A 25,819-nucleotide genomic window follows, 5' to 3' on the forward strand; every position below is an offset into this window, starting at 1 on the left:
GGGGGCAAGCCCCCTCCCACAGCCTGTAAGGTTCACTCAATCCGCGCAAACCGCTCAATCATCGGCGGCTCCCGATGCTCTGCCTGTTACAAGTCGTGGGCACTTTGCCTGAGGCCCGGGTATACGTAAGGCTTGGATCGAATGGCTGCCTGAAATTTCTGTAAGTACGGCCTCGGCGTTTTTGTTGATTTTTGAGTGCTAGCTTTTGACGCTCAACCCCATCAGCAAAGATTCGCAAATGGCTGTCCCTCCAATGCCCCCAGGCGTTTCGCTGCAAGACAATATCGCCCTGGCCAACAACCGCAGGATGCATTTGAAGCCTGGTTCGGCGTTCACCTATTCATGGTTTTATTCACAAGTCAGAGGGCGTGGCTCTTGGGATTACAAACAGAACAGTCGCGAGTACGAGGCGTTCGGTAACTTTAACTATGGGGTTACCGGTACGGTGTTGGGGATTCCTGAAGGCGTGTTATTGAGAGCAGCCGGTGCTGCGCAAAAAACGGCGGGGACATCTCGGCCGGAGTTTGGAGACTGGTGGGGTGATGCGCCTTATGGCGATGACCATAGCGACCAGCACTGGATCAAGGAGGGCATCGAATATGCCAGAGCTCAAGGGTATTAAGTGGCCGGTCCAGGTCTTGCTCAATGGGCTGCTGGTGGTGTGTCTCGGGTACTTGGGCGTTGGTTGGTTGATGAGTCCCGGTACACCGGAGTTGGATGAGGTGGTACTCAAGCACTCCTTGGGCAACGGCAGCTCAATTTACGGCGCACGTGACGGGCAGGGTGGCACGACAGTAGGCTTTTCCTACAGGTATTACGTGCATAAGGATCTGGGTAATGATCAGGAGATACTCACCACATTGGTCTCGGCACATCCATTTCTAAAAACCAAAGAGCCTGATGTCCAAGTGATCCAGAAGGATGGAGCTCTCCATCTCATTGTTCGTGGGGAGGTTTATGAATACCGCAGCTATCCGCTTGAAGGCTTGGGGGCGGTGAGCATTGATATGACGCTGTAGGCCTGGGGGCTTCGGATTTTTCCTGCAAGATTTTGGGTCCACTGAGCACATGTGGGAGGGGGCCTGCCCCCGATGGCTGAGTGTCAGTTGATACATCACTTAGCTGACCTACTGCAATCGGGGGCAAGCGCCTCTCCCACATTTAGATTTTCTTTTGGCTCGGCCAAGCCTTTACTGATACTCCATTACTCCAGCCGTAATGGTTCGCCGCCCAGCTTGATTGATGGCCCCCTGAATCGCTCCTAAGGTACAGCCCACGACAGCAAACCCGTGGAGCGACCATGACAACAACAATAACCCCCGACTCGCGCTGGACGCGGCGGCGCGACGAGAAGCTACGGCGGCTCGGGCGGGTCAAGCAGTATGCAGACGGGGCGGTGTTGCCCAGTGACAGAATCGTGCAAGCGCTGGAGGCGCTGATCCTCCCCGGCGACCGTGTGGTGCTTGAGGGCAACAACCAAAAGCAAGCCGACTTCCTCTCCCGCTCCCTGGCCAAAGCCGACCCGGCCAAACTCCACGATTTGCACATGATCATGCCCAGTGTCGGGCGGTCCGAGCACTTGGATCTGTTTGAAAAAGGTATCGCGCGCAAGCTCGACTTCTCCTTTGCCGGCACCCAATCCCTGCGCATCAGCCAGTTGCTCGAAGATGGCATGCTGGAAATCGGTGCGATCCACACCTACATCGAACTCTATGCGCGACTGGTGGTGGACCTGATCCCCAACGTCGTACTCTCCGCCGGTTTTATGGCCGACCGCGCCGGCAATATCTACACCGGCGCCAGCACCGAGGACACCCCCGCGCTGATCGAGCCCGCAGCCTTCAGCGATGGCATTGTGATCGTGCAGGTCAACCAGTTGGTGGACGACGTCACCGACCTGCCCCGTGTCGACATCCCCGCCAGTTGGGTGGATTTTGTGGTGGTGGCCGACAAGCCGTTCTACATCGAGCCGCTGTTCACCCGCGACCCCCGCCACATCAAGCCCGTGCATGTGCTGATGGCGATGATGGCGATTCGGGGCATCTACGAAAAACACAACGTGCAGTCGCTCAACCACGGTATCGGTTTCAACACTGCCGCCATCGAACTGATCCTGCCCACCTACGGCGAATCCCTGGGGCTGAAGGGCAAGATCTGCCGCAACTGGACCCTCAACCCGCACCCAACGTTGATCCCCGCCATCGAAAGCGGTTGGGTGGACAGCGTGCATTGCTTCGGCACCGAGCTGGGCATGGAAAACTACATCGCCGCGCGCCCGGATGTGTTCTTCACCGGCCGCGATGGCTCCATGCGCTCCAACCGCATGGTCTGCCAACTGGCCGGCCAATACGCGGTGGACCTGTTTATCGGCGCCACCCTGCAAGTCGATGGCGACGGGCATTCCAGCACCGTGACCCGTGGTCGCCTTGCCGGCTTTGGCGGGGCGCCGAACATGGGCCACGACCCGCGCGGCCGTCGCCATGGCACCCCGGCATGGCTGGATATGCGCCACGGCGACGCACCGCAAGCGCTGCTCGAACGCGGCAAAAAACTGGTGGTGCAGATGGTTGAAACCTTCCAGGAGGGCGGTAAACCGACCTTTGTCGACACCCTCGATGCCGTGGAGGTGGCGCGCAAAAGCGGCATGCCCCTGGCGCCGATCATGATTTACGGTGACGACGTTACCCACTTGCTCACCGAAGAAGGCATCGCCTACCTGTATAAGGCGCGGTCCCTGGAAGAGCGCCAGGCGATGATCGCCGCCGTCGCCGGGGTGACGGCCATTGGTCTGCGTCACAACCCTAAAGACACTGCGCGCATGCGCCGCGAAGGCTTGATCGCCTTGCCCGAAGACCTCGGCATCCGCCGCACCGACGCCACCCGTGAGCTATTGGCCGCCAAGAGCGTGGCCGACCTGGTGGACTGGTCCGGTGGCTTGTACAACCCGCCCCCCAAATTCAGGAGCTGGTAAATGCGCGCCCTCAAACTGCACGAACTGAGTCTGGCCGATCGCCTGGCGGATATGGCCGTCGATGCCCTGATCGACGAAGCCGACCTGTCGCCCAAACCCGCGCTGGTGGACCGTCGCGGTAATGGCGCCCACCGCGATTTGCACCTGCGCCTGATGCACGCGTCGGCGCTGTCGCTGTGGCCGATGTTCAAGGAAATGGCCGAAGCGGCGATTGAGTTCGGCGAAGTCGGTTTGCCACTGCGCGAAGCCCTCGGTCGTATTGGCCGCGATGGCGAGCAGGCCATGCTCGCCACCACCGGCGGGGTGAACACCCATCGTGGTGCGATCTGGGCCCTCGGCTTGCTGACCGCATCGGCCGCTTTGGCCCCGCGTGCCATAACGCTGACCGCCGCCCGCTTAGCGCTGCTCAACGATCGTTACGCACCTCAACCGCTGAGCCACGGCGCCCAGGTCGAGCAACGTTACGGCGCACGCGGTGCCCGTGAAGAAGCGCAGCTGGGCTTCCCCGCCGTGACCCAACGCGGCTTGCCGCAACTGCACAAGAGTCGCCGCCAGAACGCCGGTGAACAGAACGCGCGCCTGGACGCCTTGCTCGCAATCATGACCGAGCTGGCCGACACCTGTGTGCTTTACCGCGCCGGCACCGAAGGCCTGCAAACCATGCAACACGGCGCCCAAGCGGTGCTCGACGCCGGCGGCAGCGCCACCCTGGCCGGCCGCCGCCGTCTACACGAACTGGACAACCAACTCTTGGCCCTGAATGCGTCCCCTGGCGGCGCCGCCGACTTGCTGGCCGCTTGCCTGTTTATCGACCGCCTCGACGGAGCGTTGTGATGGAAACCTTATCCTTTGAATTCCCCGCCGGGCAGCCGCCCAAAGGCCGCGCGCTGGTCGGGTGCGTGGGCTCCGGTGACCTGGAAGTGCTGTTGGAACCGGGCACGCCCGGGCGGCTGACCATTGAGGTGCAAACGTCGGTAAACGGTGCCGAACAGCGTTGGCAGCACCTTTTCGAGCGCATCTTCCAAGAACAGATGCCACCGGCGATGCACATTGATATCCATGACTTCGGTGCCACCCCCGGCGTGGTGCGTCTACGCCTGGAACAGGGTTTCGAGGAGATCGACCATGACTGACCTGCTGACCAAACACAGCTTCGTGGAACTGGGCGCTCGGCAACGGGCCAAGGCCCTGTTGGATGCCGGCACCTTTCGCGAGTTGATCGACCCGTTTCAACGGGTCATGTCGCCCTGGCTCGGCCGCCAGGGCGTGGTGCCCCAGGCCGATGACGGGGTGATCATCGCTAAGGGCAGTATCGGTGGCATGCCGGTGGTAGTAGCGGCCATCGAAGGTAACTTCCAGGGCGGCAGCCTCGGTGAAGTCGGCGGTGCAAAAATCGCCGGTGCGCTGGAACTGGCCGCCGGCGATAACCGCAACGGCATCCCCACCCGCGCCGTGCTGCTCCTGGAGACCGGCGGTGTGCGCTTGCAGGAAGCCAATCTGGGCCTGGCCGCGATTGCCGATATCCACGCGGCGATAGTCGACCTGCGCCAGTACCAGCCGGTGATCGGTGTGGTGGCCGGCAGCGTTGGCTGCTTTGGCGGTATGTCCATCGCCGCGGGGTTATGCAGCTATCTGGTGGTGACCCGCGAGGCACGCCTGGGCCTCAATGGCCCGCAGGTGATCGAACAGGAAGCCGGGTTGGACGAATACGACTCGCGTGATCGGCCGTTTATCTGGAGCCTGACCGGTGGTGAGCAGCGCTTCAACAGTGGCCTGGTCGACCGTTATGTCGCCGACGATGTGGCGCAGATCCAACAGACCGTCACCGCGTTGATGCACGCAGGCTTGCCCGCTCAACAGCGCAGTCGGCAGGTCGATTTCTACCTCGCACGCCTGACTGAGCTGGACACCACGGCGCAAATCGTCCCGGCGGCGGTTTGCGAACTGTATCAGGGAGAACGCCCATGAGAGGGTTGCAGTGGTTCAACGCATTGAGCGCCGGCGCTCCACTGGTAGACGGTCTGCCGGAGTCGCTGAGGGTTGCCGACGGTGTATTGGGTGAGCAACCGGTGCGCTTTGTTGCCGTGGTCACGGACGTACAAAACCGCTTCCCTCGGGCGCGCAATGGCGAAGTCGGCCTGCTCGAAGGCTGGGGGCTGGCCAAGGCCGTCGATGAGGCCAACGCCCGTGGCGACAAACGCCCCATCATCGCCATCGTTGATGTGCCCAGCCAAGCCTACGGCCGTCGCGAAGAAGCCCTCGGTATCCATCAGGCCCTGGCCGCTGCCGCCGACAGTTATGCCCGTGCACGTCTGGCCGGGCACCCGGTGATTGCGCTGCTGGTGGGCAAGGCCATGTCCGGTGCGTTTCTTGCCCACGGTTACCAGGCCAACCGCCTGATCGCCCTGCGCGACCCGGGTGTGATGGTGCACGCCATGGGCAAGGTCTCGGCCGCGCGGGTGACCTTGCGCAGCGTTGAGGAGCTCGAAGCCCTGGCCGCCAGCGTGCCGCCCATGGCCTATGACATCGACAGCTATGCCAGCCTCGGCCTGCTGTGGGAGACCTTGTCGGTCAGCCGGATCGAACAGCCCACGGCGGACGATGTGGCGCGGGTCAGTAATTGCTTGGTGAATGCGATCAAGGATGTCGGCAGCAGCGATTTGCGCGGGCGCCTGGGCGCGACGAACCGCGCGGCCTCCAGCCATGTGCGCCAACTGCTGCGGGAGCAATGGTGAACGCCCATGACCTGCTCTGGGGCATGACCCCGGCGCACCTGCCTGCCGATGCACCGGCCTGGGCGGTAGACGCGATCAGCGCCGGTCACCCGGTGGTGGTGCGCCGTGCCATCGCCGAACTGGGTTACGTGGCGGTCGGTGTGCGCGGACGCTTGCGTGAGCAGCGTTTCGCCGCCGAGATGCCGCTGGCGGCGGTGCAGCGGCGCGTGGCCCCCGAAGCCCTGCGCGACGTGGTTTCGTCACGGGATTTACCCGCGCTGCAAGCGCTCGCTCAATTGCGTTCGGTACTGGAGCAAGAGACATGGGGCGTCAGCGGTAGCGCAGGGTTTGAATTGGCCACCGGTATCGAAGCCTTGCATGCCCGAAGCGATCTGGATTTGATCCTGCGTACGCCCAAGCGTCTTGAACGCGCCGATGCTGAAGACCTGCTGGCAATCCTGGACACGACGGTATGCCCCGTCGATCTGCAATTGCAAACCCCGTTCGGCGCAGTCGCCTTGCGCGAATGGGCCAGCGGCTCACGCCGCGTGCTGCTGAAGACCGCCAGCGGCGCACACCTTGTGCTCGACCCCTGGCAGGCCGTGGCATGAGCAGCCTGCTGGTGTTCCCAGGGCAGGGTGCCCAGCGAGCAGGCATGCTCCAGTCCTTGCCCGAACCTGTGCTGGAAGAAGCCAGCGATGCCCTGGGCGAAGATGTACGCCAGCTCGATTCAGCCCATGACCTGGCCAGCACCCGCGCCGTGCAACTGTGCCTGTTGATCGCCGGTGTGGGCCATGCACGCCAGTTGCAACGCTCCCCGGATTACGTCGCCGGCCTGTCTATCGGCGCTTATCCGGCGGCGGTGGTCGCCGGTGCCCTGGAGTTTGCCGACGCGGTCAGGCTGGTCAGTCTGCGCGGCGAATTGATGCAGCAGGCTTATCCACAGGGCTACGGCATGACCGCGTTGATCGGTCCGGCGCTATCCACGGTCGAGGCGCTACTGGCCGAGGTCCACACGCCGCAGACTCCGGTGTACCTGGCCAATATCAACGCCGATAACCAAACCGTGATCGCCGGCAGCGACGCGGCGATGCAACGTGTCGCAGAACGCATCAAAGGTAACGGCGTCGCGCGGCGCCTGGCGGTCAGTGTGCCGTCCCACTGCGCGCTGCTGGAGCAGCCCGCCCAGCGCTTGGCCGAAGCGTTTGCTCAGGTATCGCTCAAAGCGCCGCGCATCACCTACCTGAGCAGCACCCGCGCGCGGCCGATTCACAACCCCGAACACCTGCGCGACGACCTGGCCTTCAACCTGTGCCGCGTGGTCGACTGGCGCGGCACTGTGCAAAGCGCCTACGAGCGCGGTGTGCGCTTGCAAATCGAACTGCCACCGGGCGCAGTGCTCACTGGCCTCTCGCGCCGGGTGTTTGAGCAAGGCACGGTGATCGCCTGCGAAGGAGCACGTCTGGACACTCTGCAGGCTTTGCTGGAAGAGGAGGAGCGCCGCCACCGATAAAGCACTACCCAAGGCTTTCGAAGCACAACAACAACAATTTCGATCGAGCACTTTGAGGACAACAACAATGATTATTTACGGTGTGGCGTTTTTGGCGCTGTGTACGTTGACCGGCTTGTTTATCGGTGAACTGCTGGGCAAGTGGATGGGCATTCCGGCCAACGTCGGCGGGGTGGGGATTGCCATGCTGCTGTTGATCGGCCTGGGCAGTTATCTGGGTAACCGCGGGTTGTTTACCGGCAAATCCGAGCAAGGTGTGAGCTTTTGGGCCGCAATCTACATTCCGATTGTGGTGGCCATGGCCGCCCAGCAGAACGTTTATGGCGCCATCAGCGGTGGCCCCATGGCGATACTGGCTGGAACGTTGGCCGTGGTACTGGGCTTTGCCCTGGTACCCGTGCTGGTGCGCATCGGCAATCGCGAGCCGAACGCGACCGTTCCCACTAAAGAAGCCGGGTGATTGCCATGTATGAATCCATGATGAAAGTGATTACTGGCTACGGCCTGATCAGCGGTTTCGCCGTGATTGGCCTGACCATGTGGGTCTCGTACTGGCTTTCCGATACCTTTACCAAAGGGCGTTTGCACGGTTCGGCCATCGCTATTCTGCTGGGGTTGGTGCTGTCGTACGTGGGCGGAGCATTTACCGGGGGCTCCAAGGGGGTCGTGGACATCCCGCTGTTGTCGGGCATCGGCCTTCTGGGTGGGGCGATGCTGCGCGACTTCGCCATTGTCGCTACGGCTTTCGGCGTGAGCGTCGATGAGCTCAAGCGCGCAGGGTTCGTGGGCGTGCTTGCGCTGTTTTTCGGGGTGGGCTCCTCGTTTGTCGCTGGCGTGGCGGTGGCCATCGGGTTTGGCTACACCGACGCGGTCAGCCTGACCACCATCGGTGCCGGCGCGGTGACCTACATCGTCGGCCCTGTGACGGGGGCGGCGATCGGTGCCAGCTCCGAAGTCATGGCGCTGTCCATCGCCGCCGGGTTGATCAAGGCGATCCTGGTGATGGTGTTGACGCCGTTCGTGGCGCCGTTCATCGGCCTTAACAACCCGCGCAGCGCAGTGATTTTCGGAGGCTTGATGGGCACCTCCAGCGGTGTGGCCGGCGGGTTGGCGGCGACCGATCCGAAACTGGTGCCCTATGGCTGCCTGACCGCGGCGTTTTACACCGCGCTGGGGTGCTTGCTGGGCCCGTCGCTGTTGTTTCTGATTGTGCGTGGGCTTGCCGGTTAACTACCGCGATTGGCATACATCCGACACTCCGCGAGCAACGCCAGCAAGTTCGGGTCGCGCTCCTTGGCCTTCAAAAACACTACGCCGATATGCTGCTGCAACCGATAGCGCGGTTGCAGCGGTATGAGCTTCACGCGGTTCTCATAGACCGCCGCAATCCGCCCCGGCAACAGTGCATAGCCCACGCCTGAACTGACCATGCTCAGCAAGGTGAAGATGTCATTGACCTGCATCGCCACCTTCGGCTCGAACCCCGCCTGCTTGAACACCCGATTGCCATCCTGATGGGTGGCGAAGCCTTGGGTGAGGGTGATGAAGGTGGCGTCGCGCACGTCCGTCAGGTCGATTTGCTGTTCGCGGTCGAACGGCGAGTCGGCCGGTGTGGCGAGGAAAATATCGTCGCAGAACAGCTCGATCTGCTCGCAGTCAGGGTCGCTGGCGTGTTCGTCGAGAGAGATGAGAATCGCGTCCACCTCCATGTTCTTGAGCTTGTAGAGCAGGTCGAAATTGGAGCCGAGGATCAGGTCGATATTGAGTTCGCTGCGGCGGATCTTCAGGCCCATGATCAACTGCGGCACGGTTTTGACGGTCAGCGAATACAGCGAGCCCAACTTGAAACGCTCAGCAGAGAACCCGGCGGCTTCGCGGGTCAGGCGCACGCTGTCGACCACGTCGGCCACCAGTTTCTGCGCACGCTCCTCCAATACGTAGGCGCTTTCCAGCGGCGTAAGGTTGCGCCCCTCGTGTTTGAACAACGGGCAGCGCAGGGCATTTTCCAGGGAATGGATGGCTCGGTGCACGCTGACGTTGCTGGTCTGCAGCTCGGCCGCGGCACGGGTGAGGTTGCCGGTGCGCATGAACGCCAGGAAGATTTCGAGTTTCTTGAGGGTGAGTTCTTCGTCGATCAGCATGGCCGTGGCTCGGGTTCGCGAGGGCTTGATTGTGCCCGCAAATGCGCGCGGCGTCCTCGGAACGTCACACAGCACTTGCACTCTGATGCCCAAGGCCGGAGGCTTGCGGCCAGTCGTCAACGGTTACGGGAGGTCAGTGACACATGTACCACGGGGAACGATTCAACGCCTGGAGCCATTTGCTCGGTGCTGTCGCGGCGTGTATTGGCGCCGTATGGATGCTGGTGGTGGCCAGTCTGGATGGCAGCCCCTGGAAGATCGTCAGCGTGGCGATCTATGGTTTTACGCTGATGGTGCTGTACAGCGCGTCCACCGTGTACCACAGCGTGCAGGGGCGGCGAAAAGAGATCATGCAGAAGGTCGATCACTTTTCCATCTACCTGTTGATTGCCGGCAGTTACACGCCGTTTTGCCTGGTGACCCTGCGCGGGCCATGGGGCTGGACGCTGTTCGGGATTGTGTGGGGGCTGGCGGTGATCGGCATTTTGCAGGAGATCAAACCGCGTTCCGAGGCGCGCATTTTGTCCATCGTCATTTATGCGGTGATGGGCTGGATTGTGCTGGTGGCGGTCAAGCCGCTGATGGCCGCGCTGGGCACGGCGGGGTTTATCTGGCTGGCAGCGGGCGGCGTGCTGTACACCGTTGGCATCATCTTTTTTGCCCTGGAGCACCGCCTGCGGCATTCCCATGGGATCTGGCATTTGTTCGTGATCGGCGGCAGCGTGCTGCATTTCGTGGCGATCATGCACTACGTGCTATAGCCGCTGCAGCATCGCGTCGGCGCGCTGGCCGAAGATCTCCAACAGCTTGGCCAGCGTGTGCGGTGGCGGCTCATCGGCGCGGGTCAGGGCGTAGAGGGTGATCGGCAGCGGTGGGGTCAGCGTGCGGATGCAGGTGGTGGCGGTGGAAGCGCCGAGGGCGGTGAAGGGGTCGATTACCGTTAAGCCGGCGCCGGACTCGACCATGGCCCGCGCCAGGGCGTAGGTCTGCACCGAAAGGGTCACGCGCGGTGGTGGCGTGACGCTTTCCAGATAATTGTCGAGCCTGGCCGACAGTGGGTCGGCGCTGGACAGGCCAATCAGCGGCGCGCCGGCCAGGTCCGTCAGGGCCAATGGCGTGCTCAGCGCCTCCTCGGGCCAATAACCCTTGGAGGCCAGCGCCACCAGCGCACCGTTGGCCAGCACTTGGGTGGTCAAGCCCGGATGGCCGGAGAAGTTGAGGGTCAACGCCAGGTCGATCTCGCGCATCAACAGTTTTTGCACCAGCTCGCGGCTATGGTCGCTGGACAGTTCGCAGGCAATGTCCGGGTAGTCGCGCTTCCATTCCAGAATCGCCGGCGGCAGCAGGGCCAGGGCCAATGCCGGAATCGCACCAATGCGCACGCTGTGCCCCGGTGCGCTGCGCAGGCTCTTGGCCAGGCGCCGCACGCCTTGCAGGCTCTCGGTGACTTTCTCGACTTCACGCTCCAGCGCCAAGGCTTCCGGAGTTGCCTGCAATTTACCGCGCACCCGCAGAAACAGCGGAAAGCCCAGCTGCATTTCGGCATGTTGCAGCACCTTGGTCACCGCCGGCTGCGACACATGCAGCAACTGCGCGGCGGCACTGACGGAGCCGGTCTGGCGGATAGCCTGGAAGATTTCGATATGACGCAAGCGCATGGCACGTCCATAACCTTTGTTTATAGGCGACCTATCTTTATTCATTGTCGGTGGCGTGTCACCTGCCCCTACGCTGGTGCCCTCTCAATCAACGGCAGGGGCGAGCATGGCCAGGCAGGTTTGCATTATCGGCGGTGGGGTCATCGGCTTGGCCAGTGCGTACGCGCTGGTGCGTGCCGGTCATGAGGTCACGGTGATCGACGCGCGCGAGCGCCTCGGCAGCGAAACCAGCTTTGCCAACGGTGGGCAATTGTCTTACCGCTACGTCGCGCCGCTGGCCGATGCCGGTGTGCCGCTGCAAGCGATTGGCTGGCTGCTGCGCGGCGATTCGCCGCTGAAACTGCGCCCGCGTCTGGACCCCCAACAATGGCGCTGGATGGCGGCGTTCATCGGCGCTTGCCGAGGCTCAGTGAATAAACGCAACGCCGCGCACCTGCTGCGTCTGGCGACCCTGAGCCAAAACACCTTGCAGCAATGGCGCGTCGACGATCGTCTGGACGGCTTCGACTGGCGGCGCAACGGCAAGCTGGTGGCCTTTCGCAACGCGACGACCTTTGAGCATGCGCGCAGCAAGGTCACCGACATCCTGCAACAACAGGTGCTGTCCGCCCTGGACTGCGCACGCCTGGAGCCGACGCTGGCGGCGGGCGGTTTTGTCGGCGGTATCTACACGCCAAACGAGGAAGTCGCCGATTGCCATGCGTTCTGTCAGCGTCTGGCGGCGCGCCTGGAGGCATCGGGGCGTTGCACATTTATATTGGGGCGCAAGGTCACCGGTATTCGTCATGCCGAGGGTGCGGTGCAGGCGCTGGAGCTGGGCGAGGAGGTCATGCCGGTGGAGCACCTGGTGCTGGCCGCCGGGCACCGCAGCGCTGAATTGGCGTTGCCTGGCGTGTCGCTGCCGTTGTATCCGCTCAAGGGTTATAGCCTGAGCGTGCCGATAGGCGAGCAGCATCGCGCTCCGAACGTGAGCATCACCGACTACGATCGCAAGATCGTCTACGCACGCATCGGCGAACAATTGCGGGTGGCGGCCATGGTGGATATCGTCGGTTTCGATGCCAGCCTTGAGCCTAAGCGCCTGGCGCTGATGAAACGCCAGGCGATCGAGACTTTTCCTACGGCCGGTGACTATAGCCATGCGCTGGAATGGGCCGGCATGCGCCCGGCCACGCCGACGGGTGTGCCACTGATCGGCGCGAGCGTTTACCGCAACCTGTGGCTCAACCTGGGCCACGGCGCCCTCGGTTTTACCCTGGCCTGCGGCAGCGGCCAACTGCTCGCCGAACTGATCGGCCAGCACCAACCTTCCATCGATATGCAGGGCCTGTCGCCCCGCGCCGCGTGAGGACGCATCCATGACCCTCCAACGAATCAACACTAACGAGCGCCTCAGCGGCGCTGTGACTTTCAATGATCTGGTGTTTCTATCGGGCCAGGTGCCGGGCGACGGCCAGGACGTGGCGACCCAGACCCGCGAAGTCCTGGCCAGGATCGACGCACTGTTGGCCCAGGCCGGCAGCGACAAGGACCACTTGCTCAATGCGACCATCTATCTCAAGGACATCGACAGCGGTTTTGCGCCGATGAATGAAGTGTGGTCCGCGTGGCTGTCGCCGGGGATGGCGCCCACCCGGACCACCCTGCAAGCCCAGCTCGCACGGCCGAGCGTGCTGGTGGAAATCAGTGTGATTGCTGTACGTAAATAACCAAAAAAACCAACGGAGCATAACAATGAAAAAAATCCTGTTGACCGGCTGCGCGGTGGGGCTGTTGTGGGGCGCGCAGGCCGTGGCGAACGAAGCGGCCTTGAGCGGTACGCTGAGCAAGATCGCCAACGCCAAGTCGATTACCTTGGGTTATCGCGACGCCTCGGTACCGTTTTCGTACGTGGGCGACCATAGCGGCAAACCCATGGGCTATTCGGTGGACCTGGCGAACAAGATCGTCGAGCGCATCCAACAGAAAACCGGGGTGCCCAACCTCAACGTCAAATACAACCTGGTGACCTCCCAGACCCGTATCCCGCTGGTGCAGAACGGCACCGTCGACCTGGAATGCGGCTCCACCGGCGTGACCGCCGAACGGCAGAAGCAGGTGGCGTTTTCCTACGGGTTTATCTACGTGAAGGGCCAGTTGCTGACTGCCAAAGACAGCGGCATCAAGGGGTTTGCCGATCTGCAGGGCAAGAACGTGGTGACCACCGCCGGCACCACCAACGAGCGCTTCCTCAAGAGCTACAACGCCGAGCACAAGGCCAATATGTTTGTGATCAGCGCCAAGGACCATGGCGAGGCATTCAAGATGCTTGAGACCGGCCGCGCGGCCGCGTTCTACATGGACGATGCGCTGCTCTACGGCGAACGCGCTAAGGCCAAAGACCCGCACAACTGGGTGGTGGTAGGCGAGGAGCAGTCGCGGGAGATCTACAGCTGCATGGTGCGCAAGGATGACCCGCAGTTTCTGGCGGTGGTCAACGAGACCCTCGGTGACCTGTACCGCAGCGGGGAAATCAACGGGATTTACCAGCGCTGGTTTGAACAGCCGATTCCGCCCAAGGGCTTGAACCTTGAGTTCCCGATGACCAGCGAGCTGAAGGCGATCATTGCCAAGCCGGTCAGCGACCCGGTGGAGTGATGTGCTGATGTGGTAACCCAATCTAACTGTGGGAGCTGGCTTGCCTGCGATAGCATCACCCAAGTGTTACTGAAAGACCGAGGTGACTGCATCGCGGGCAAGCCCGGCTCCCACACAAGCCCGCTCCCACAGTTTTGATTGGGTTTGCAAAGTAAGGGCGTTAGAAGTCGCCCCAGAGTTGTTGGGCCACGGCCAATGCAACGACGGGCGCGGTTTCGGTACGCAACACCCGCGGCCCAAGGCGGGCGGCGTGGTAGCCGGCGGCTTGGGCTGTTTCGACTTCATTGTCGGTCAGCCCACCTTCTGGCCCGATCAAAAACGCCAGGCTCGACGGCTTGGCATGGCTGATCATCGGTTCAGCCACCGGGTGCAGCACCAGCTTCAGGTCCGCCGCGGTTTGCTTCAACCAATCGGCCAGCAGCAGCGGCGGGTGAATCACCGGCACCGTCGAACGCCCGCATTGCTCGCACGCGCTGATCGCCACCTGGCGCCAGTGCAGCAGGCGCTTGTCGGCGCGTTCGTCCTTGAGGCGCACTTCGCAGCGTTCGCTGAAAATCGGCGTGATCGCGTTGACCCCAAGCTCAGTAGCTTTCTGGATCGCCCAATCCATCCGCTCGCCCCGGGACAGGCCCTGGCCGAGGTGGATGTGCAGCGGGGATTCGGCCTGGCCCGCGAAGCTTTCGCTCAGTTGCACGGTGACGCGCTTCTTGCCGACTTCCAGCAAGCTGCCGAGGAATTCCTGGCCGGAGCCGTCGAACAATTGCACGGCGTCGCCTTCGACCATGCGCAACACGCGGCTGATGTAATGCGCCTGGGCCTCGGGCAGTTCTATGTCGCCGAGGCTCAGCGGGGTGTCGGTGAAAAAGCGGGACAATCTCATTTCTGTTCTCTGGAAAATTCTGTGCAGGAGCAAGATAACGGTGGCGAGGGTGCCTAAAAAGGTGGGGAATCAACCCGGATCGCGAAAGCCTGGGTGGAAGTCCTGTGGCACCGCGACGCTGACGCTGCTGTTGGTGGCGATGTCGATGCCTTCGCTGGCCACTTCGGCCAGGAAGTCGATTTGCTCCGGCGTGATCACATAGGGCGGCAGGAAATACACCACGCTGCCCAACGGCCGCAGCAACGCGCCGCGCTGCAGGGCGTGTTCGAATACCTTCAGGCCACGGCGTTCCTGCCATGGGTAGGCGGTCTTGGTGGCTTTGTCCTGGACCATCTCGATGGCCAGCACCATGCCGGTCTGGCGCACTTCTGACACATGGGGGTGGTCCACCAGGTGCGCGGTGGCGGTGGCCATGCGCTGGGCCAGGGCCTTGTTGTTCTCGATGACGTTGTCTTCTTCGAAAATATCCAGGGTCGCCAAGGCCGCCGCGCACGCCAGCGGGTTGCCGGTGTAGCTGTGGGAATGCAGGAAGGCGCGCAGGGTCGGGTAGTCGTCGTAGAACGCGCTGTACACGTCCTCGGTGGTCACCACGGCGGCCAAGGGCAGATAGCCGCCGGTAAGGGCCTTGGACAGGCACAGGAAGTCCGGACGGATGCCGGCCTGTTCGCAGGCGAACATGCTGCCGGTGCGGCCGAAGCCTACGGCGATTTCGTCATGGATCAGGTGCACGCCGTAGCGGTCGCAGGCTTCGCGCAGCAGCTTGAGGTACACCGGGTGATACATGCGCATGCCGCCGGCGCCCTGGATCAGCGGCTCGACGATCACCGCAGCGATCGTGGCATGGTGCTCGGCCAGGGTCTGTTCCATGGCCAGGAACATCGTGCGTGAGTGTTCTTCCCAGCTCATACCCTCGGGGCGCAGGTAGCAATCGGGGCTGGGTACTTTGATCGTGTCGAGCAGCAGCGCCTTGTAGGTTTCGGTGAACAGCGGCACATCGCCCACCGACATCGCGGCGATGGTTTCGCCGTGGTAGCTGTTGGTGAGGGTCACGAAGCGCTTTTTGTTCGGCAGGCCGCGGTTGAGCCAATAGTGGAAGCTCATTTTCAGCGCGACTTCGATGCACGACGAACCGTTATCGGCGTAGAAGCAACGGGTCAGGCCCTCGGGCGTCATCGCCACCAGGCGCTCGGACAGCTCAATCACCGGCTGGTGGCTGAAACCGGCGAGGATCACATGCTCCAGTTGATCGACCTGGTCCTTGATGCGCTGGTTGATGCGCGGGTTGGCATGCCCGAACACGTTGACCCACCAGGAGCTGACGGCGTCGAGGTAGCGCTTGCCTTCGAAGTCTTCCAGCCACACGCCCTCGCCACGCTTGATGGGGATCAGCGGCAGTTGCTGGTGGTCTTTCATCTGGGTGCAGGGATGCCACAGCACCGCCAGGTCGCGTTGCATCCACTGGTTGTTCAGGCCCATCGTGTCTCTCCTCGAAGCGGTCCTGCGACCGGCGCAGGTGAAACAATCGCGCAAGCCTATGCAAAGCAGGGCGGTGTCACAACCCATGGCGTGTGAATTGGCAGTAAACACAGGACGGACTGTCACGTTTCTCAGGAATAGTCCTTAATCCTTGGTTAACTTATCGTGCCTAGGCTCTAGATCGCATTTCTCGATATTTCAAAGCGAAATTTTCCGCTTTAATTCGATAGTTAACACGCTAGTCTTGGGCGCAGCTCTTACGGGATTAAGTACATGCAGCTACGTAACTCACCGGCCCGGTATGGCTGGGTCAGCATGGTTTTGCATTGGGGCGTGGCCCTGGTGGTGTTTGGTTTGTTCGCCCTGGGCCTGTGGATGGTCGGACTCGATTACTACAGTGCCTGGCGCAAAGAGGCGCCGGACCTGCACAAGAGCATTGGTATCACGCTGTTTGCCGTGATGCTGGTGCGGATCGTCTGGCGCTTGATCAGCCCGCCGCCACCGCCGCTGGCCAGTTACAGCCGCCTGACCCGCCTCGGCGCGGCGTTTGGCCACATGTTCCTGTACGTCGGCCTGTTTGCGGTAATGATCGCCGGTTACCTGATTTCCACCGCAGACGGTGTCGGTATTCCGGTGTTTGGCCTGTTTGAAATTCCTGCCTTGGTTTCCGGTCTACCGGACCAGGCAGACAACGCGGGTCTGGTGCACTTGTACCTGGCCTGGGTATTGGTGGTCTTCGCCGGTTTGCACGGCGTGGCTGCGTTGAAACACCACTTTATCGATCGTGATGCGACCCTGACGCGAATGCTGGGGCGCAAAGCCTGATGTTCAACCTCGACTCACAAGGAATAGAAAGCATGTTGAAAAAGACACTCGCTGCACTGGCAATCGGTACTGCTTTGCTGTCCGCAGGCCAGGTCATGGCGGCTGACTACAAGATCGACAAAGAAGGCCAGCACGCCTTCATCGACTGGAAAATCAGCCACCTGGGCTACAGCTTCATCCACGGTACCTTCAAGGACTGGGACGGCACGTTCAGCTGGGATTCGGCCAAGCCAGAAGCCAGCAAAATTGCAGTCGACGTGAAAACCGCCAGCCTGTGGTCCAACCACGCTGAGCGTGACAAGCACATCGCCAGCAAAGACTTCCTCGACGTCTCCAAGTTCGCTGACGCCAAGTTCGTGTCCACCGCCGTTAAATCCACCGGCGACAAAACTGCTGACGTGACCGGCGACCTGACCCTGCACGGCGTGACCAAGCCTGTTACTTTCAAGGCCACGTTCAACGGTGAAGGCAAAGACCCATGGGGCGGCGAGCGTGCCGGCTTCAACGCCAAGACCACGCTGAACCTGAACGACTTCGGCATCAAAGGCCCAGGCCCGTCCTCCCAGACCCTGGACCTGGATATCTCGCTGGAAGGCGTGAAGCAGAAGTAATTCTGCGCAGTTAAAAAAACCGGATCTCAGGATCCGGTTTTTTGTGTCTGGAATGCGCTCAGTGTGGGAGGGAGCTTGCTCCCGATGTCATCGGCTCGGTCTGCCGGCTGATACTGATACACAGCTATCGGGTAAGCCTCCTCCCATATTTGTTTTGTTGAGCCCAAAAAAATGCCCCGTCTCGAAAGAGCGGGGCATTTTTTATGCTGTGTAGAAACTCAGCGGTTGCGGGTCAGCAACGCTGGTTTCTCGCCACGAGGACGGCCGGGCAATTGATCCAATTGCTCTGGAGTCGGGAAACGATCGACTTTCGACTCCTTGTGGATAATCTTCGGAGCGGGGCCCCCACGCGGGTTCTGCACGGCTGGCTCGGACGAACGTGATTGGTCGTCACGGGCCGGGCGGCGATTACGCGAGTCTTCGCGACGGGCCTGGCCATCACGCGGTGCACCGTTGCGTGGGCCATTGCGCTTGGCTGGCGGGGTGCCAGTGGTGCCGCCGCTGCTGTTACGCGGACCATTCTGACGGCCGCCCTGTGGCTGACCGCCGCGGGGAGCGCCCGCGCCCTGTGCCGGAGCACCTGGGCGACGGCCACGGCCCTGGGCCGGCTTGGCCTGAGGGACGTAGTCAACGCGGTTACCGAAGTTATCCACATCGTCGTCGAGGAACTCGTCCGGAGCGCGGTCAGCGGCGGCGCGTGGCGGTTGGCTCGGCTGGCGCTGTTCGCGGGCCGGGGTGCCTTCGCGGGGCTTTTGCTCGCGGGCCGGGCGTTCGCCACGGCCGTTGCTGGCGGATTTTTCCTTGCCCTTGTCCTTGCCCTTGTCGCGACGACCGCCGCCACCGCCACCGCCGTTCGGGCCATCGCCCTTCGGACCGCGCGGGTTGCGTGGGTTACGCACATCGGGACGCTCGCGCGCCTCAGGCTTCTCGGCTTCTACGGTGCTGGCATCGAAGCCCATCAGGTCGCCGTCGGCGATTTTCTGCTTGGTCATGCGCTCGATGCTTTTCAGCAGTTTTTCTTCGTCCGGCGCCACCAGGGAGATGGCTTCGCCCGAACGACCGGCACGGCCGGTACGGCCGATACGGTGCACGTAGTCTTCATCGACGTTCGGCAGCTCGAAGTTGACCACGTGTGGCAATTGGTCGATATCCAGGCCGCGGGCGGCGATATCGGTGGCCACCAGGATGCGCACGGTGCCGGCCTTGAAGTCGGCCAGGGCTTTGGTGCGCGCGTTCTGGCTCTTGTTGCCGTGGATGGCGACGGCGGTCAGGCCGTGCTTGTCCAGGTACTCGGCCAGGCGGTTGGCGCCATGCTTGGTGCGGGTGAACACCAGGACCTGTTCCCAGGCGCCAGCGGTGATCAGGTGGGCCAGCAGCGCACGTTTGTGGCTGGCGGGCAGGCGGAACACGCGTTGTTCGATACGCTCAACCGTGGTGTTCGGCGGCGTGACTTCGATGCGCTCCGGGTTGTGCAGCAGCTTGCCGGCCAGGGCGGTGATGTCCTGGGAGAACGTTGCCGAGAACAGCAGGTTCTGACGTTTGGCCGGCAGGCGGGCGAGGACTTTCTTCACGTCATGGACGAAGCCCATGTCGAGCATACGGTCGGCTTCGTCCAGCACGAGGATTTCTACGTGGGACAAATCGACGCTGCCCTGGCCGCACAAGTCGAGCAAACGACCGGGGCACGCCACCAGCACGTCGACACCACGGGACATGGCCTGAACCTGAGGGTTCATGCCGACGCCGCCGAAGATGCAGGCGCTGACGAACTTGAGGTCGCGGGCATACAGCTTGAAGCTGTCATGGACCTGGGCGGCGAGTTCGCGGGTAGGGGTCAGGACCAGTACGCGCGGTTGGCGCGGGCCGTGACGCTGGGATTTGTCCGGGTGACCGTTGGGGAACAACCGCTCCAGGATCGGGAGGGCGAAACCGCCGGTTTTACCAGTACCTGTCTGGGCTGCGACCATCAGGTCGCGACCTTGCAACACGGCGGGAATAGCCCGCTGTTGCACGGGAGTAGGCTCGGTATAGCCCGCTGCCTCGATGGCGCGGACTAAAGCCTCGGAGAGACCGAGGGAAGCAAAGGACATGAGTAATCCTGTTTTAGTTAGGGCTTGGCCCAAAGGGATAATCTTGCCGGGCGTGAATGGCGCTTAGGGGAGCGAAATCCCGTCCGGTCCTGCTGCGTCTGGCGAGCACTCCACCGGCTCGCGCGGGCTGCAAAGCTGCGCTGTAGCGGGGTTGGGTGCCTTTTTCAAGACCTCAGCGGCCGGGCGTAAGCCTGGCGGAAAGGCCGGAGTATAACAGAGCAATCACGGCGCGCTGCTTTCCTGCTGCTCAACGGTGCGTTCTGCGGCTGCAATACCAGGGATTCCGCCGTAGCGTGCGCTCAAGGCGACGTAGCCTGGCTCTTGTTTGAAGCGCTTTAATTCGGCGGCAAAACGCTGCACCAGCAGGTCCATGCCCGCGCCACGGCGTACGGCCAGAAACTGCGGTTGGCGGCTGACCACCAGCGGCGCCTGGCTGACCTTGCCCTCCAGGCCCAATGTCTTGATCAGGTGCTGGCCGACCCGGCGATCGGTGATCAGTAGATCGATACGCCCCAGCAGCAATTTGCCGAAGTTCGCCTCGTGACTGGGCGCGGGTTCGCGGTTGAACAGCGCCGAATCGCTGAATTCAGCGCCGTACAGATAGCCCGGCGAGGTGCCCACTGTCAGCCCGCGCAGGTCACCCAGATGCTGCGCCGGGTGGGGGCGCTCGTTGGCATAGAACAGCACGAAGTCCACGTCCGACAGCGGTTCGCTGGGGTACAGCAACTGGGCGTCGCGCTCCTGGCTGTGGAAAATATCCAACGCGCCGTCGGCGCTGCCTTGATCGAGCATGACCAGGCAGCGTTTCCAAGGCAGAAATTGCCACTGCACCTCAATCCCCAGGCGCTGGAACACGATAACGGTGGTTTCATAGTCCAGCCCGTACATGGCGCCCTGGTCTTCATACACATAAGGCGCCCACGGCTCGGTGACAATGCGCAGCTTCTCGCCATAAGCGGCCAGGCTCAGGCAAGTGAAAAGCGCAGCGGTCAACAACTTGAGAAGGGCGTGCATGCCCTGAGGTTACGATGCCATCGCGTTAAAGAGAAGCTCTGGCATGGGGGTTGGGTTTACAGCGGGTGGATCGAGTAGGAGCACACACCCTTCAAAAAAAGGCCCCCGTAGTACGGAGGCCTATTTGCTGCTTGGAATGACTTCAGCGTGGCAGCTTCAGGTTATTCCAGATGGCGAGGCTGGGTTCAGCCTGGTTAAGGGTATAGAAGTGCAACCCTGGTGCGCCGCCTTGTAACAAGCGTTCGCACATTTCGGTAATAACGTGCTCACCGAACGCCTGGATGCTCTTGACGTCGTCGCCATAGGCTTCAAGTTGCTTGCGAACCCAGCGTGGGATCTCTGCGCCGCAAGCGTCGGAGAAACGCGCCAATTTGCTGTAGTTAGTGATCGGCATGATGCCCGGCACGATTGGGATATCTACACCCAGAGCCCGTACACGCTCGACAAAGTAGAAGTAGCTGTCAGCGTTGAAGAAGTACTGGGTGATCGCGCTGTTGGCGCCGGAGTTCGCCTTACGCACGAAATTCTGCAAATCGTCTTCGAAATTGCGTGCTTGTGGATGCATCTCCGGGTAAGCAGCTACTTCGATATGGAAGTGATCACCGCTTTCTTCACGGATGAAACTCACCAAGTCATTGGCGTGGCGCAGCTCACCGCTGGCCATGCCCATACCGGACGGCAAATCGCCACGCAGGGCGACGATGCGCTTGATCCCGGCGTCTTTGTACTGGGTCAGCAGGCCGCGCAGGTCGGCCTTGCTGTCGCCCACGCACGACAAGTGCGGTGCGGCGGGAATATTGACCTGGCTTTCCAGCTGCAACACGGTGTTGATCGTGCGGTCGCGGGTCGAGCCGCCGGCACCGTAGGTGCAGGAGAAAAAGTCGGGTTGGTAGCTGGCCAATTGCGCGGCAGTGGCCATCAGTTTTTCATGCCCAGCATCGGTCTTGGTCGGGAAGAACTCGAAGCTGTAGCGACGGTCTTGGGACATGGAGGGGGTCTCCAGCTGCAAGTTGCGAGCTTCAAGTTGCAAGAGGGCGGTGCGCCTGTCTTGCAGCATGAAGCTCTCAACCCACAACTGCTTAAAGAGCAAGGAAGTAGCAAGCCTTCACACAAACGCTTTTACTTGCCGCTTGTAGCTGAAAGCTTGCCGCTGCTGTCAGTACCTATACGCGTGCGGCTTGAACGGACCTTCGACAGTCACGCCGATGTAATCGGCTTGGGTCTTGGTCAGCTTGGTCACCACGCCGCCGAAGCCGCGAACCATTTCCAGGGCCACTTCTTCGTCGAGTTTCTTAGGCAGTACTTCCACGGTCAGGCGCTCGGCTTTCTGGGCAGGCGACAGATCGGCGTACTTTTGTTCAAACAGGAAGATCTGTGCCAGCACCTGGTTGGCGAAGGAGCCGTCCATGATGCGGCTTGGGTGGCCGGTGGCGTTGCCCAGGTTAACCAGGCGGCCTTCGGCCAGCAGGATCAGGTAATCGTCATTCTGTGGATCGAAATCCCCAGCGCCGGTACGGTGAACCTTGTGCACTTGAGGTTTTACTTCTTCCCACGCCCAGTTCTTGCGCATGAAAGCGGTGTCGATCTCGTTGTCGAAGTGACCGATGTTGCACACCACGGCGCGCTTTTTCAGGGCCTTGAGCATGTTGGCATCGCAGACATTCACGTTACCGGTGGTGGTGACGATCAGGTCGATCTTGCCCAGCAGGGCTTTGTCGATGCTGGCTTCGCTGCCGTCGTTGACGCCGTCGATGAATGGCGAAACCACTTCGAAACCGTCCATGCAGGCCTGCATGGCGCAGATCGGGTCGACTTCGGACACTTTAACGATCATGCCTTCCTGACGCAGGGACTGGGACGAACCCTTGCCCACGTCACCGTAGCCGATCACCAGGGCTTGCTTGCCCGACAGCAGGTGGTCGGTGCCGCGCTTGATGGCGTCGTTGAGGCTGTGACGGCAGCCGTACTTGTTGTCGTTCTTGCTCTTGGTCACCGAGTCGTTGACGTTGATGGCCGGGATTTTCAGCTCGCCCTTGGCCAGCATGTCCAGCAGGCGGTGTACGCCGGTGGTGGTTTCTTCGGTCACGCCATGGACGCGATCGAGGATCTGCGGGTATTTCTTGTGCAGCAGCTCGGTCAGGTCGCCGCCGTCGTCAAGGATCATGTTGGCATCCCAAGGTGCGCCATCCTTGAGGATGGTTTGCTCCAGGCACCACTCGTATTCCTCTTCGGTCTCGCCTTTCCAGGCGAACACCGGAATACCGGCAGCAGCGATAGCAGCGGCGGCCTGGTCTTGAGTCGAGAAGATGTTGCAGGACGACCAACGCACTTCGGCACCCAGGGCAACCAGGGTTTCGATCAGCACGGCGGTCTGAATGGTCATGTGGATGCAGCCGAGAATCTTCGCGCCTTTGAGCGGTTGCTCGGCGGCGTACTTGCGACGCAGGCCCATCAGGGCAGGCATTTCGGATTCGGCGATAAAGGTTTCGCGACGGCCCCAGGCAGCGAGGGACATATCGGCGACTTTGTAGTCGGTGAAATCTGCAGGCGTGTTGACAGCGCTCATGAAGAGCCTCCATTCGTAGTGTGCGAATGGGCGCCGTTGTGCGTTTAGTATCAGGCCAGGGCAACCAGGCCGGACAACGCCCCATCCGAGCCTGACAGGTTGAACCTGCTGCAGCGCCCCTCGGACAGGTGGCGGGAAAACGGCAGTAGCCGTTCGGAATCGGGGGCGATTATAGCTTTCTTTGGTTGGCTGGTGGCAAGCGACAAGCTACAAGCGGCAAGTAAGAGCGAATCGGCTTTTAACTTGCAGCTTGTCGCTTAAAACTTGAAGCTGGCGTCTCTCAAACACCTCGGAGTCCGCCCCCATGAACTTCCACACCCGCAAATGGGTAAAGCCTGAAGACCTCAACCCCAATGGCACACTGTTCGGTGGCAGCCTGCTGCGCTGGATCGACGAAGAGGCCGCGATCTATGCGATTGTCCAGTTGGGTAACCAGCGGGTCGTCACCAAGTACATCTCCGAAATCAACTTTGTCAGCGCCTCGCGCCAGGGCGACATCATTGAGTTGGGTATCACCGCCACTGAATTCGGTCGCACCTCGATTACCCTGACCTGTGAAGTGCGCAACAAGATCACCCGCAAAAGCATCCTCACCGTGGAAAAAATGGTATTCGTCAACCTGGGCGAAGACGGGTTGCCGGCGCCCCATGGACGGACCGAGATCAAGTACGTGAAGGATCAGTTCAAGGACGACACGCTTCCCCAGTAACGCCTTGGCAGCCATCAGTTAGGTTACTGAATTATTCCGTATGGACCTTTCTGCGGACTCTGCTCACTCAGGGTTACAACTGAAGTGAAAGGAGTCCGTATATGAAAGTGTCCAGCTCGGCCGTCCAGCATCAAGCAACATGGCCCGCAAACTTGGTTCGGCATGCTGATGTGCCGTTAGTCGAGGGGGCAGGTCCGCGCAAGCTGGATATCTATCGCGATGCCAGCGGGCGGGTGGATGTGTTTTTATCGCCCGCTGCACCTGAGCATCTTGTACTCAGCGGCGGCGGCGCCAAAGGCGTTGCCTTCTCGGGCATGATGCGGGCGCTTGAAGACACTGGGAAGCTGCAAGATATCAGGGTGGTTTCCGGCTCTTCAGCCGGGGCGATTTCCGGCGTGCTGATTGCCAGTGGATTGGGAGGCGATGCGTTCGACTTACTACTGGACCGTATCGACTTGCCCAGCCTGCTCAACAGTCAGGACCCTGTAACGGCTTGGTTGCAAAACGCCAGTTCTGCACTGGGCAATGTTACTCGTCACTTGCCGGGCGGCGGCATTTCCCAATTGCTCTTGACTCTGATACCGCGTCTGCAGACTGAGGCGCCTGCATTGCAAGCGATGTTGCGCGACCAGGCACGCCAATCGATTCTCACCCATGTTGCCGACACGCCCAGGTCTACCCGGCCTGCCGAACTGATGAAGATTGCCGACCGGCTGAGCGCTGGAAGCGACCCTACGTTCGCCGACCTCGCCACCTTGAGTCGCCATATCCCTGCTATCAAGCAACTCAATATCACCGGTACCGGCATGTTCGACGGCCGCCCTCAATTGGTGGTGTTCAACGCCGATTTGACCCCGGACATGGATATCGCTCGCGCCGCACATATCTCAGGGGCATTGCCTGTGCTGTTCAAGAGCCCGCTTGAGCAGGGGCATGCGTTCCAGGCAGCCACTGACGTCAGCGCTTTTCAGGACGGCGGACTGCTGGTCAACGTCCCGGCACCGGGTGTGATTGAGCGTTCGTTTCCAGAAAGCCCTCTGAGCAAAGACAGGTCGCTGATTGTTCAATTCGAATCCGAACAACCGGCGGAGCCAACGAGGGCCGGCGGACTTTTCAGTCATCTGGTCGATACCTTCACCGGAACCTCACACACGGCTGCTGACGCCTATCAAAATGACCGGCTCATTGCGCTTGCCGATCAGACGGTGACATTACCCATGAATACCGTCGAAGGTGACTTTCGTGGCATGCACGGTACTGTCAATTTCACCATGACGCCTGCACAGAAAGACCACCTGCAGGACCAAGCGTACCAAACAGTGGCGGCCCACCTCGAAAAGCGCGCTACGATCCGTGAGCATCACCACTTCGCCACGTTGGAACAGGCGGTTCTGGCGATGGATGATGAAATGCTGGCCAGTGTGCAAGACTCGCTCAAGAACGAGCCTGCGGCCATGGATGTCGTGCGTTTTCGCAAGGAGGCGCAGCAGGCGCTGCACCAACTGGACAGTGCGATTTGCGAGGCTAATCAATCGAGCAATACCCTGACGCTCACACCGAAATTGGCTAGCGCTGTGCGCAACCTGGATGCACTTGCCTGTCGTCCGGAGCATGTTGAATGGTTGTCACGGCACCTTAACGTGTCGGGGCAGCACAATTTTCAGCAGCTTTTGCAAGTGTGTGCCAAGGGAGGATGGGATGACGCACCTCTGTCCAAGGTCATGAGAGCGGCGGTTATAGAAATGGGCAAGCGCGATATCGCGGTGAAGGCCGAGCGCTTCATCCGAGAAGTCATTTATCCCTCGCAATACCGCCTGGGCCAGCCAGATAGCAATGTCAACCTGTTGCAGCAAGCGGCCCGCGAATTGGCCAAGGCAACCACGCCAGCCGAGTTCAACCAAGTGCTCGACGGCATCATTGGCAATTACAGGGCGCGCAACAAACCTTGGCGTGAGCCGAGCAGCGCCACGACGGTAGAGATGGCCAAAGCCTGGCGTATACCGGTTTAGTTGCC

At 61.3% G+C, this 25,819-nt stretch carries 27 protein-coding genes and 1 riboswitch; of the genes, 19 read left to right on the plus strand and 8 right to left on the minus strand.

What is annotated here, in order from left to right; genetic code table 11:
- Nucleotides 1-238: 238 nt before the first annotated feature.
- The 11 genes from FIV35_RS04230 to madM all read left to right on the plus strand — a co-directional run bounded on the left by FIV35_RS04230 (nt 239) and on the right by madM (nt 8,428).
- Nucleotides 239-622, plus strand: coding sequence for a polymorphic toxin type 44 domain-containing protein (locus tag FIV35_RS04230; RefSeq protein WP_052199019.1), 384 nt, complete (start codon nt 239-241; stop codon nt 620-622).
- Nucleotides 600-1,019 carry a hypothetical protein gene (locus FIV35_RS04235; RefSeq protein ID WP_034139666.1) on the plus strand — a complete coding sequence of 140 codons (420 nt, stop codon included), beginning with the start codon at nt 600-602 and terminating at the stop codon, nt 1,017-1,019. Before FIV35_RS04230 ends, FIV35_RS04235 begins: the two co-directional genes overlap by 23 nt.
- A gap of 281 nt (nt 1,020-1,300) precedes the next feature.
- On the plus strand, nt 1,301-2,971 hold the full coding sequence (mdcA, locus tag FIV35_RS04240; RefSeq protein WP_034139665.1) for a malonate decarboxylase subunit alpha: 1,671 nt from the start codon (nt 1,301-1,303) through the stop codon (nt 2,969-2,971).
- Nucleotides 2,972-3,805: a triphosphoribosyl-dephospho-CoA synthase gene (locus FIV35_RS04245; protein ID WP_034139664.1), complete on the plus strand. Its 834-nt coding sequence runs from the start codon at nt 2,972-2,974 to the stop codon at nt 3,803-3,805.
- Nucleotides 3,805-4,104 carry a malonate decarboxylase subunit delta gene (locus tag FIV35_RS04250; RefSeq protein WP_034139663.1) on the plus strand — a complete coding sequence of 100 codons (300 nt, stop codon included), beginning with the start codon at nt 3,805-3,807 and terminating at the stop codon, nt 4,102-4,104. Before FIV35_RS04245 ends, FIV35_RS04250 begins: the two co-directional genes overlap by 1 nt.
- Nucleotides 4,097-4,939 carry a biotin-independent malonate decarboxylase subunit beta gene (locus FIV35_RS04255; RefSeq protein WP_034139662.1) on the plus strand — a complete coding sequence of 281 codons (843 nt, stop codon included), beginning with the start codon at nt 4,097-4,099 and terminating at the stop codon, nt 4,937-4,939. The genes FIV35_RS04250 and FIV35_RS04255 overlap by 8 nt, the downstream gene beginning before the upstream one ends.
- Nucleotides 4,936-5,706, plus strand: coding sequence for a biotin-independent malonate decarboxylase subunit gamma (mdcE, locus tag FIV35_RS04260; RefSeq protein WP_034139661.1), 771 nt, complete (start codon nt 4,936-4,938; stop codon nt 5,704-5,706). The genes FIV35_RS04255 and mdcE overlap by 4 nt, the downstream gene beginning before the upstream one ends.
- The gene (locus FIV35_RS04265) at nt 5,700-6,296 is read left to right on the plus strand and encodes a malonate decarboxylase holo-ACP synthase (protein WP_034139660.1); all 597 of its coding nucleotides are present in this window, start codon (nt 5,700-5,702) and stop codon (nt 6,294-6,296) included. Before mdcE ends, FIV35_RS04265 begins: the two co-directional genes overlap by 7 nt.
- Nucleotides 6,293-7,198, plus strand: coding sequence for a malonate decarboxylase subunit epsilon (gene mdcH, locus FIV35_RS04270; RefSeq protein ID WP_034139659.1), 906 nt, complete (start codon nt 6,293-6,295; stop codon nt 7,196-7,198). Before FIV35_RS04265 ends, mdcH begins: the two co-directional genes overlap by 4 nt.
- 67 nt (nt 7,199-7,265) lie before the next feature.
- Nucleotides 7,266-7,658, plus strand: coding sequence for a malonate transporter subunit MadL (gene madL, locus FIV35_RS04275; protein ID WP_034139658.1), 393 nt, complete (start codon nt 7,266-7,268; stop codon nt 7,656-7,658).
- A gap of 5 nt (nt 7,659-7,663) precedes the next feature.
- A complete protein-coding gene (gene madM / locus FIV35_RS04280) occupies nt 7,664-8,428 on the plus strand; it encodes a malonate transporter subunit MadM (protein WP_034139907.1) in 765 nt (254 codons plus the stop codon).
- Here the strand turns inward: madM and FIV35_RS04285 are convergent.
- Nucleotides 8,425-9,339, minus strand: a complete 915-nt coding sequence (locus FIV35_RS04285) for a LysR family transcriptional regulator (RefSeq protein ID WP_034139657.1) — start codon at nt 9,337-9,339, stop codon at nt 8,425-8,427. The two genes, madM and FIV35_RS04285, sit on opposite strands and share 4 nt — an antisense overlap.
- Nucleotides 9,340-9,482: 143 nt before the next feature.
- On the opposite strand from FIV35_RS04285, the gene trhA reads away from it, so the two are divergent.
- Entirely contained in the window at nt 9,483-10,100 is a 618-nt protein-coding gene (gene trhA, locus FIV35_RS04290; protein ID WP_034101246.1) for a PAQR family membrane homeostasis protein TrhA, read from the plus strand.
- Here the strand turns inward: trhA and FIV35_RS04295 are convergent.
- Nucleotides 10,095-10,997, minus strand: a complete 903-nt coding sequence (locus tag FIV35_RS04295) for a LysR family transcriptional regulator (protein WP_034139656.1) — start codon at nt 10,995-10,997, stop codon at nt 10,095-10,097. The genes trhA and FIV35_RS04295 overlap by 6 nt on opposite strands.
- A gap of 106 nt (nt 10,998-11,103) precedes the next feature.
- Between FIV35_RS04295 and FIV35_RS04300 the strand changes: the two genes are divergently transcribed.
- Genes FIV35_RS04300 through FIV35_RS04310 form a run of 3 tightly spaced genes read left to right on the plus strand, consistent with a single transcriptional unit; the run spans nt 11,104 to nt 13,634 of the window.
- The gene (locus FIV35_RS04300; protein WP_034139655.1) at nt 11,104-12,345 is read left to right on the plus strand and encodes a D-amino acid dehydrogenase; all 1,242 of its coding nucleotides are present in this window, start codon (nt 11,104-11,106) and stop codon (nt 12,343-12,345) included.
- Nucleotides 12,346-12,355: 10 nt separating this feature from the next.
- Entirely contained in the window at nt 12,356-12,706 is a 351-nt protein-coding gene (locus FIV35_RS04305; RefSeq protein ID WP_034139654.1) for a RidA family protein, read from the plus strand.
- 25 nt (nt 12,707-12,731) lie between these two features.
- Complete coding sequence (locus FIV35_RS04310; protein WP_034139653.1) at nt 12,732-13,634, plus strand: transporter substrate-binding domain-containing protein; 903 nt, start codon at nt 12,732-12,734, stop codon at nt 13,632-13,634.
- Nucleotides 13,635-13,794: 160 nt separating this feature from the next.
- On the opposite strand, the gene FIV35_RS04315 is transcribed toward FIV35_RS04310, so the two are convergent.
- Both FIV35_RS04315 and FIV35_RS04320 read right to left on the minus strand, forming a co-directional pair.
- Nucleotides 13,795-14,514, minus strand: a complete 720-nt coding sequence (locus FIV35_RS04315; protein ID WP_034139652.1) for a 16S rRNA (uracil(1498)-N(3))-methyltransferase — start codon at nt 14,512-14,514, stop codon at nt 13,795-13,797.
- Nucleotides 14,515-14,583: 69 nt separating this feature from the next.
- Entirely contained in the window at nt 14,584-15,990 is a 1,407-nt protein-coding gene (locus FIV35_RS04320) for an adenosylmethionine--8-amino-7-oxononanoate transaminase (RefSeq protein ID WP_034139651.1), read from the minus strand.
- A gap of 273 nt (nt 15,991-16,263) precedes the next feature.
- On the opposite strand from FIV35_RS04320, the gene FIV35_RS04325 reads away from it, so the two are divergent.
- Together FIV35_RS04325 and FIV35_RS04330 are read left to right on the plus strand one after the other, a co-directional pair.
- A complete protein-coding gene (locus FIV35_RS04325; RefSeq protein ID WP_034139650.1) occupies nt 16,264-16,815 on the plus strand; it encodes a cytochrome b in 552 nt (183 codons plus the stop codon).
- A 32-nt stretch (nt 16,816-16,847) separates the two neighbouring features.
- The gene (locus FIV35_RS04330) at nt 16,848-17,426 is read left to right on the plus strand and encodes a YceI family protein (protein ID WP_034139649.1); all 579 of its coding nucleotides are present in this window, start codon (nt 16,848-16,850) and stop codon (nt 17,424-17,426) included.
- A gap of 218 nt (nt 17,427-17,644) precedes the next feature.
- Here the strand turns inward: FIV35_RS04330 and rhlE2 are convergent, their stop codons facing one another.
- The 4 genes from rhlE2 to ahcY all read right to left on the minus strand — a co-directional run bounded on the left by rhlE2 (nt 17,645) and on the right by ahcY (nt 23,096).
- Nucleotides 17,645-19,516 (minus strand): RNA helicase RhlE2, encoded by a 1,872-nt coding sequence (gene rhlE2 / locus FIV35_RS04335; protein WP_034139648.1) that lies wholly within the window; start codon nt 19,514-19,516, stop codon nt 17,645-17,647.
- 222 nt (nt 19,517-19,738) lie between these two features.
- Complete coding sequence (locus FIV35_RS04340; RefSeq protein ID WP_034139647.1) at nt 19,739-20,530, minus strand: substrate-binding periplasmic protein; 792 nt, start codon at nt 20,528-20,530, stop codon at nt 19,739-19,741.
- 142 nt (nt 20,531-20,672) lie between these two features.
- The gene (gene metF / locus FIV35_RS04345; RefSeq protein WP_034139906.1) at nt 20,673-21,518 is read right to left on the minus strand and encodes a methylenetetrahydrofolate reductase [NAD(P)H]; all 846 of its coding nucleotides are present in this window, start codon (nt 21,516-21,518) and stop codon (nt 20,673-20,675) included.
- A gap of 168 nt (nt 21,519-21,686) precedes the next feature.
- A complete protein-coding gene (ahcY, locus tag FIV35_RS04350) occupies nt 21,687-23,096 on the minus strand; it encodes an adenosylhomocysteinase (RefSeq protein WP_034139646.1) in 1,410 nt (469 codons plus the stop codon).
- 21 nt (nt 23,097-23,117) lie between these two features.
- Nucleotides 23,118-23,224: riboswitch (S-adenosyl-L-homocysteine riboswitch) on the minus strand.
- A gap of 176 nt (nt 23,225-23,400) precedes the next feature.
- Between ahcY and FIV35_RS04355 the strand changes: the two genes are divergently transcribed.
- Together FIV35_RS04355 and FIV35_RS04360 are read left to right on the plus strand one after the other, a co-directional pair.
- Nucleotides 23,401-23,805, plus strand: coding sequence for an acyl-CoA thioesterase (locus FIV35_RS04355; protein ID WP_034139645.1), 405 nt, complete (start codon nt 23,401-23,403; stop codon nt 23,803-23,805).
- 101 nt (nt 23,806-23,906) lie between these two features.
- Nucleotides 23,907-25,814 carry a patatin-like phospholipase family protein gene (locus FIV35_RS04360; RefSeq protein ID WP_034139644.1) on the plus strand — a complete coding sequence of 636 codons (1,908 nt, stop codon included), beginning with the start codon at nt 23,907-23,909 and terminating at the stop codon, nt 25,812-25,814.
- The last annotated feature ends 5 nt before the right edge of the window (nt 25,815-25,819 follow it).

Source organism: Pseudomonas rhodesiae (assembly GCF_007858255.1).
Taxonomy (GTDB): domain Bacteria; phylum Pseudomonadota; class Gammaproteobacteria; order Pseudomonadales; family Pseudomonadaceae; genus Aquipseudomonas; species Aquipseudomonas rhodesiae.

Coding starts and splice junctions, on each gene's coding strand:
- FIV35_RS04230 (WP_052199019.1), top strand. CDS start 239: ATGGCTGTCCCTCCAATGCCCCCAGGCGTTTCGCTGCAAGACAATATC.
- FIV35_RS04235 (WP_034139666.1), top strand. CDS start 600: ATGCCAGAGCTCAAGGGTATTAAGTGGCCGGTCCAGGTCTTGCTCAAT.
- mdcA (WP_034139665.1), top strand. CDS start 1,301: ATGACAACAACAATAACCCCCGACTCGCGCTGGACGCGGCGGCGCGAC.
- FIV35_RS04245 (WP_034139664.1), top strand. CDS start 2,972: ATGCGCGCCCTCAAACTGCACGAACTGAGTCTGGCCGATCGCCTGGCG.
- FIV35_RS04250 (WP_034139663.1), top strand. CDS start 3,805: ATGGAAACCTTATCCTTTGAATTCCCCGCCGGGCAGCCGCCCAAAGGC.
- FIV35_RS04255 (WP_034139662.1), top strand. CDS start 4,097: ATGACTGACCTGCTGACCAAACACAGCTTCGTGGAACTGGGCGCTCGG.
- mdcE (WP_034139661.1), top strand. CDS start 4,936: ATGAGAGGGTTGCAGTGGTTCAACGCATTGAGCGCCGGCGCTCCACTG.
- FIV35_RS04265 (WP_034139660.1), top strand. CDS start 5,700: ATGGTGAACGCCCATGACCTGCTCTGGGGCATGACCCCGGCGCACCTG.
- mdcH (WP_034139659.1), top strand. CDS start 6,293: ATGAGCAGCCTGCTGGTGTTCCCAGGGCAGGGTGCCCAGCGAGCAGGC.
- madL (WP_034139658.1), top strand. CDS start 7,266: ATGATTATTTACGGTGTGGCGTTTTTGGCGCTGTGTACGTTGACCGGC.
- madM (WP_034139907.1), top strand. CDS start 7,664: ATGTATGAATCCATGATGAAAGTGATTACTGGCTACGGCCTGATCAGC.
- FIV35_RS04285 (WP_034139657.1), bottom strand. CDS start 9,339: ATGCTGATCGACGAAGAACTCACCCTCAAGAAACTCGAAATCTTCCTG.
- trhA (WP_034101246.1), top strand. CDS start 9,483: ATGTACCACGGGGAACGATTCAACGCCTGGAGCCATTTGCTCGGTGCT.
- FIV35_RS04295 (WP_034139656.1), bottom strand. CDS start 10,997: ATGCGCTTGCGTCATATCGAAATCTTCCAGGCTATCCGCCAGACCGGC.
- FIV35_RS04300 (WP_034139655.1), top strand. CDS start 11,104: ATGGCCAGGCAGGTTTGCATTATCGGCGGTGGGGTCATCGGCTTGGCC.
- FIV35_RS04305 (WP_034139654.1), top strand. CDS start 12,356: ATGACCCTCCAACGAATCAACACTAACGAGCGCCTCAGCGGCGCTGTG.
- FIV35_RS04310 (WP_034139653.1), top strand. CDS start 12,732: ATGAAAAAAATCCTGTTGACCGGCTGCGCGGTGGGGCTGTTGTGGGGC.
- FIV35_RS04315 (WP_034139652.1), bottom strand. CDS start 14,514: ATGAGATTGTCCCGCTTTTTCACCGACACCCCGCTGAGCCTCGGCGAC.
- FIV35_RS04320 (WP_034139651.1), bottom strand. CDS start 15,990: ATGGGCCTGAACAACCAGTGGATGCAACGCGACCTGGCGGTGCTGTGG.
- FIV35_RS04325 (WP_034139650.1), top strand. CDS start 16,264: ATGCAGCTACGTAACTCACCGGCCCGGTATGGCTGGGTCAGCATGGTT.
- FIV35_RS04330 (WP_034139649.1), top strand. CDS start 16,848: ATGTTGAAAAAGACACTCGCTGCACTGGCAATCGGTACTGCTTTGCTG.
- rhlE2 (WP_034139648.1), bottom strand. CDS start 19,516: ATGTCCTTTGCTTCCCTCGGTCTCTCCGAGGCTTTAGTCCGCGCCATC.
- FIV35_RS04340 (WP_034139647.1), bottom strand. CDS start 20,530: ATGCACGCCCTTCTCAAGTTGTTGACCGCTGCGCTTTTCACTTGCCTG.
- metF (WP_034139906.1), bottom strand. CDS start 21,518: ATGTCCCAAGACCGTCGCTACAGCTTCGAGTTCTTCCCGACCAAGACC.
- ahcY (WP_034139646.1), bottom strand. CDS start 23,096: ATGAGCGCTGTCAACACGCCTGCAGATTTCACCGACTACAAAGTCGCC.
- FIV35_RS04355 (WP_034139645.1), top strand. CDS start 23,401: ATGAACTTCCACACCCGCAAATGGGTAAAGCCTGAAGACCTCAACCCC.
- FIV35_RS04360 (WP_034139644.1), top strand. CDS start 23,907: ATGAAAGTGTCCAGCTCGGCCGTCCAGCATCAAGCAACATGGCCCGCA.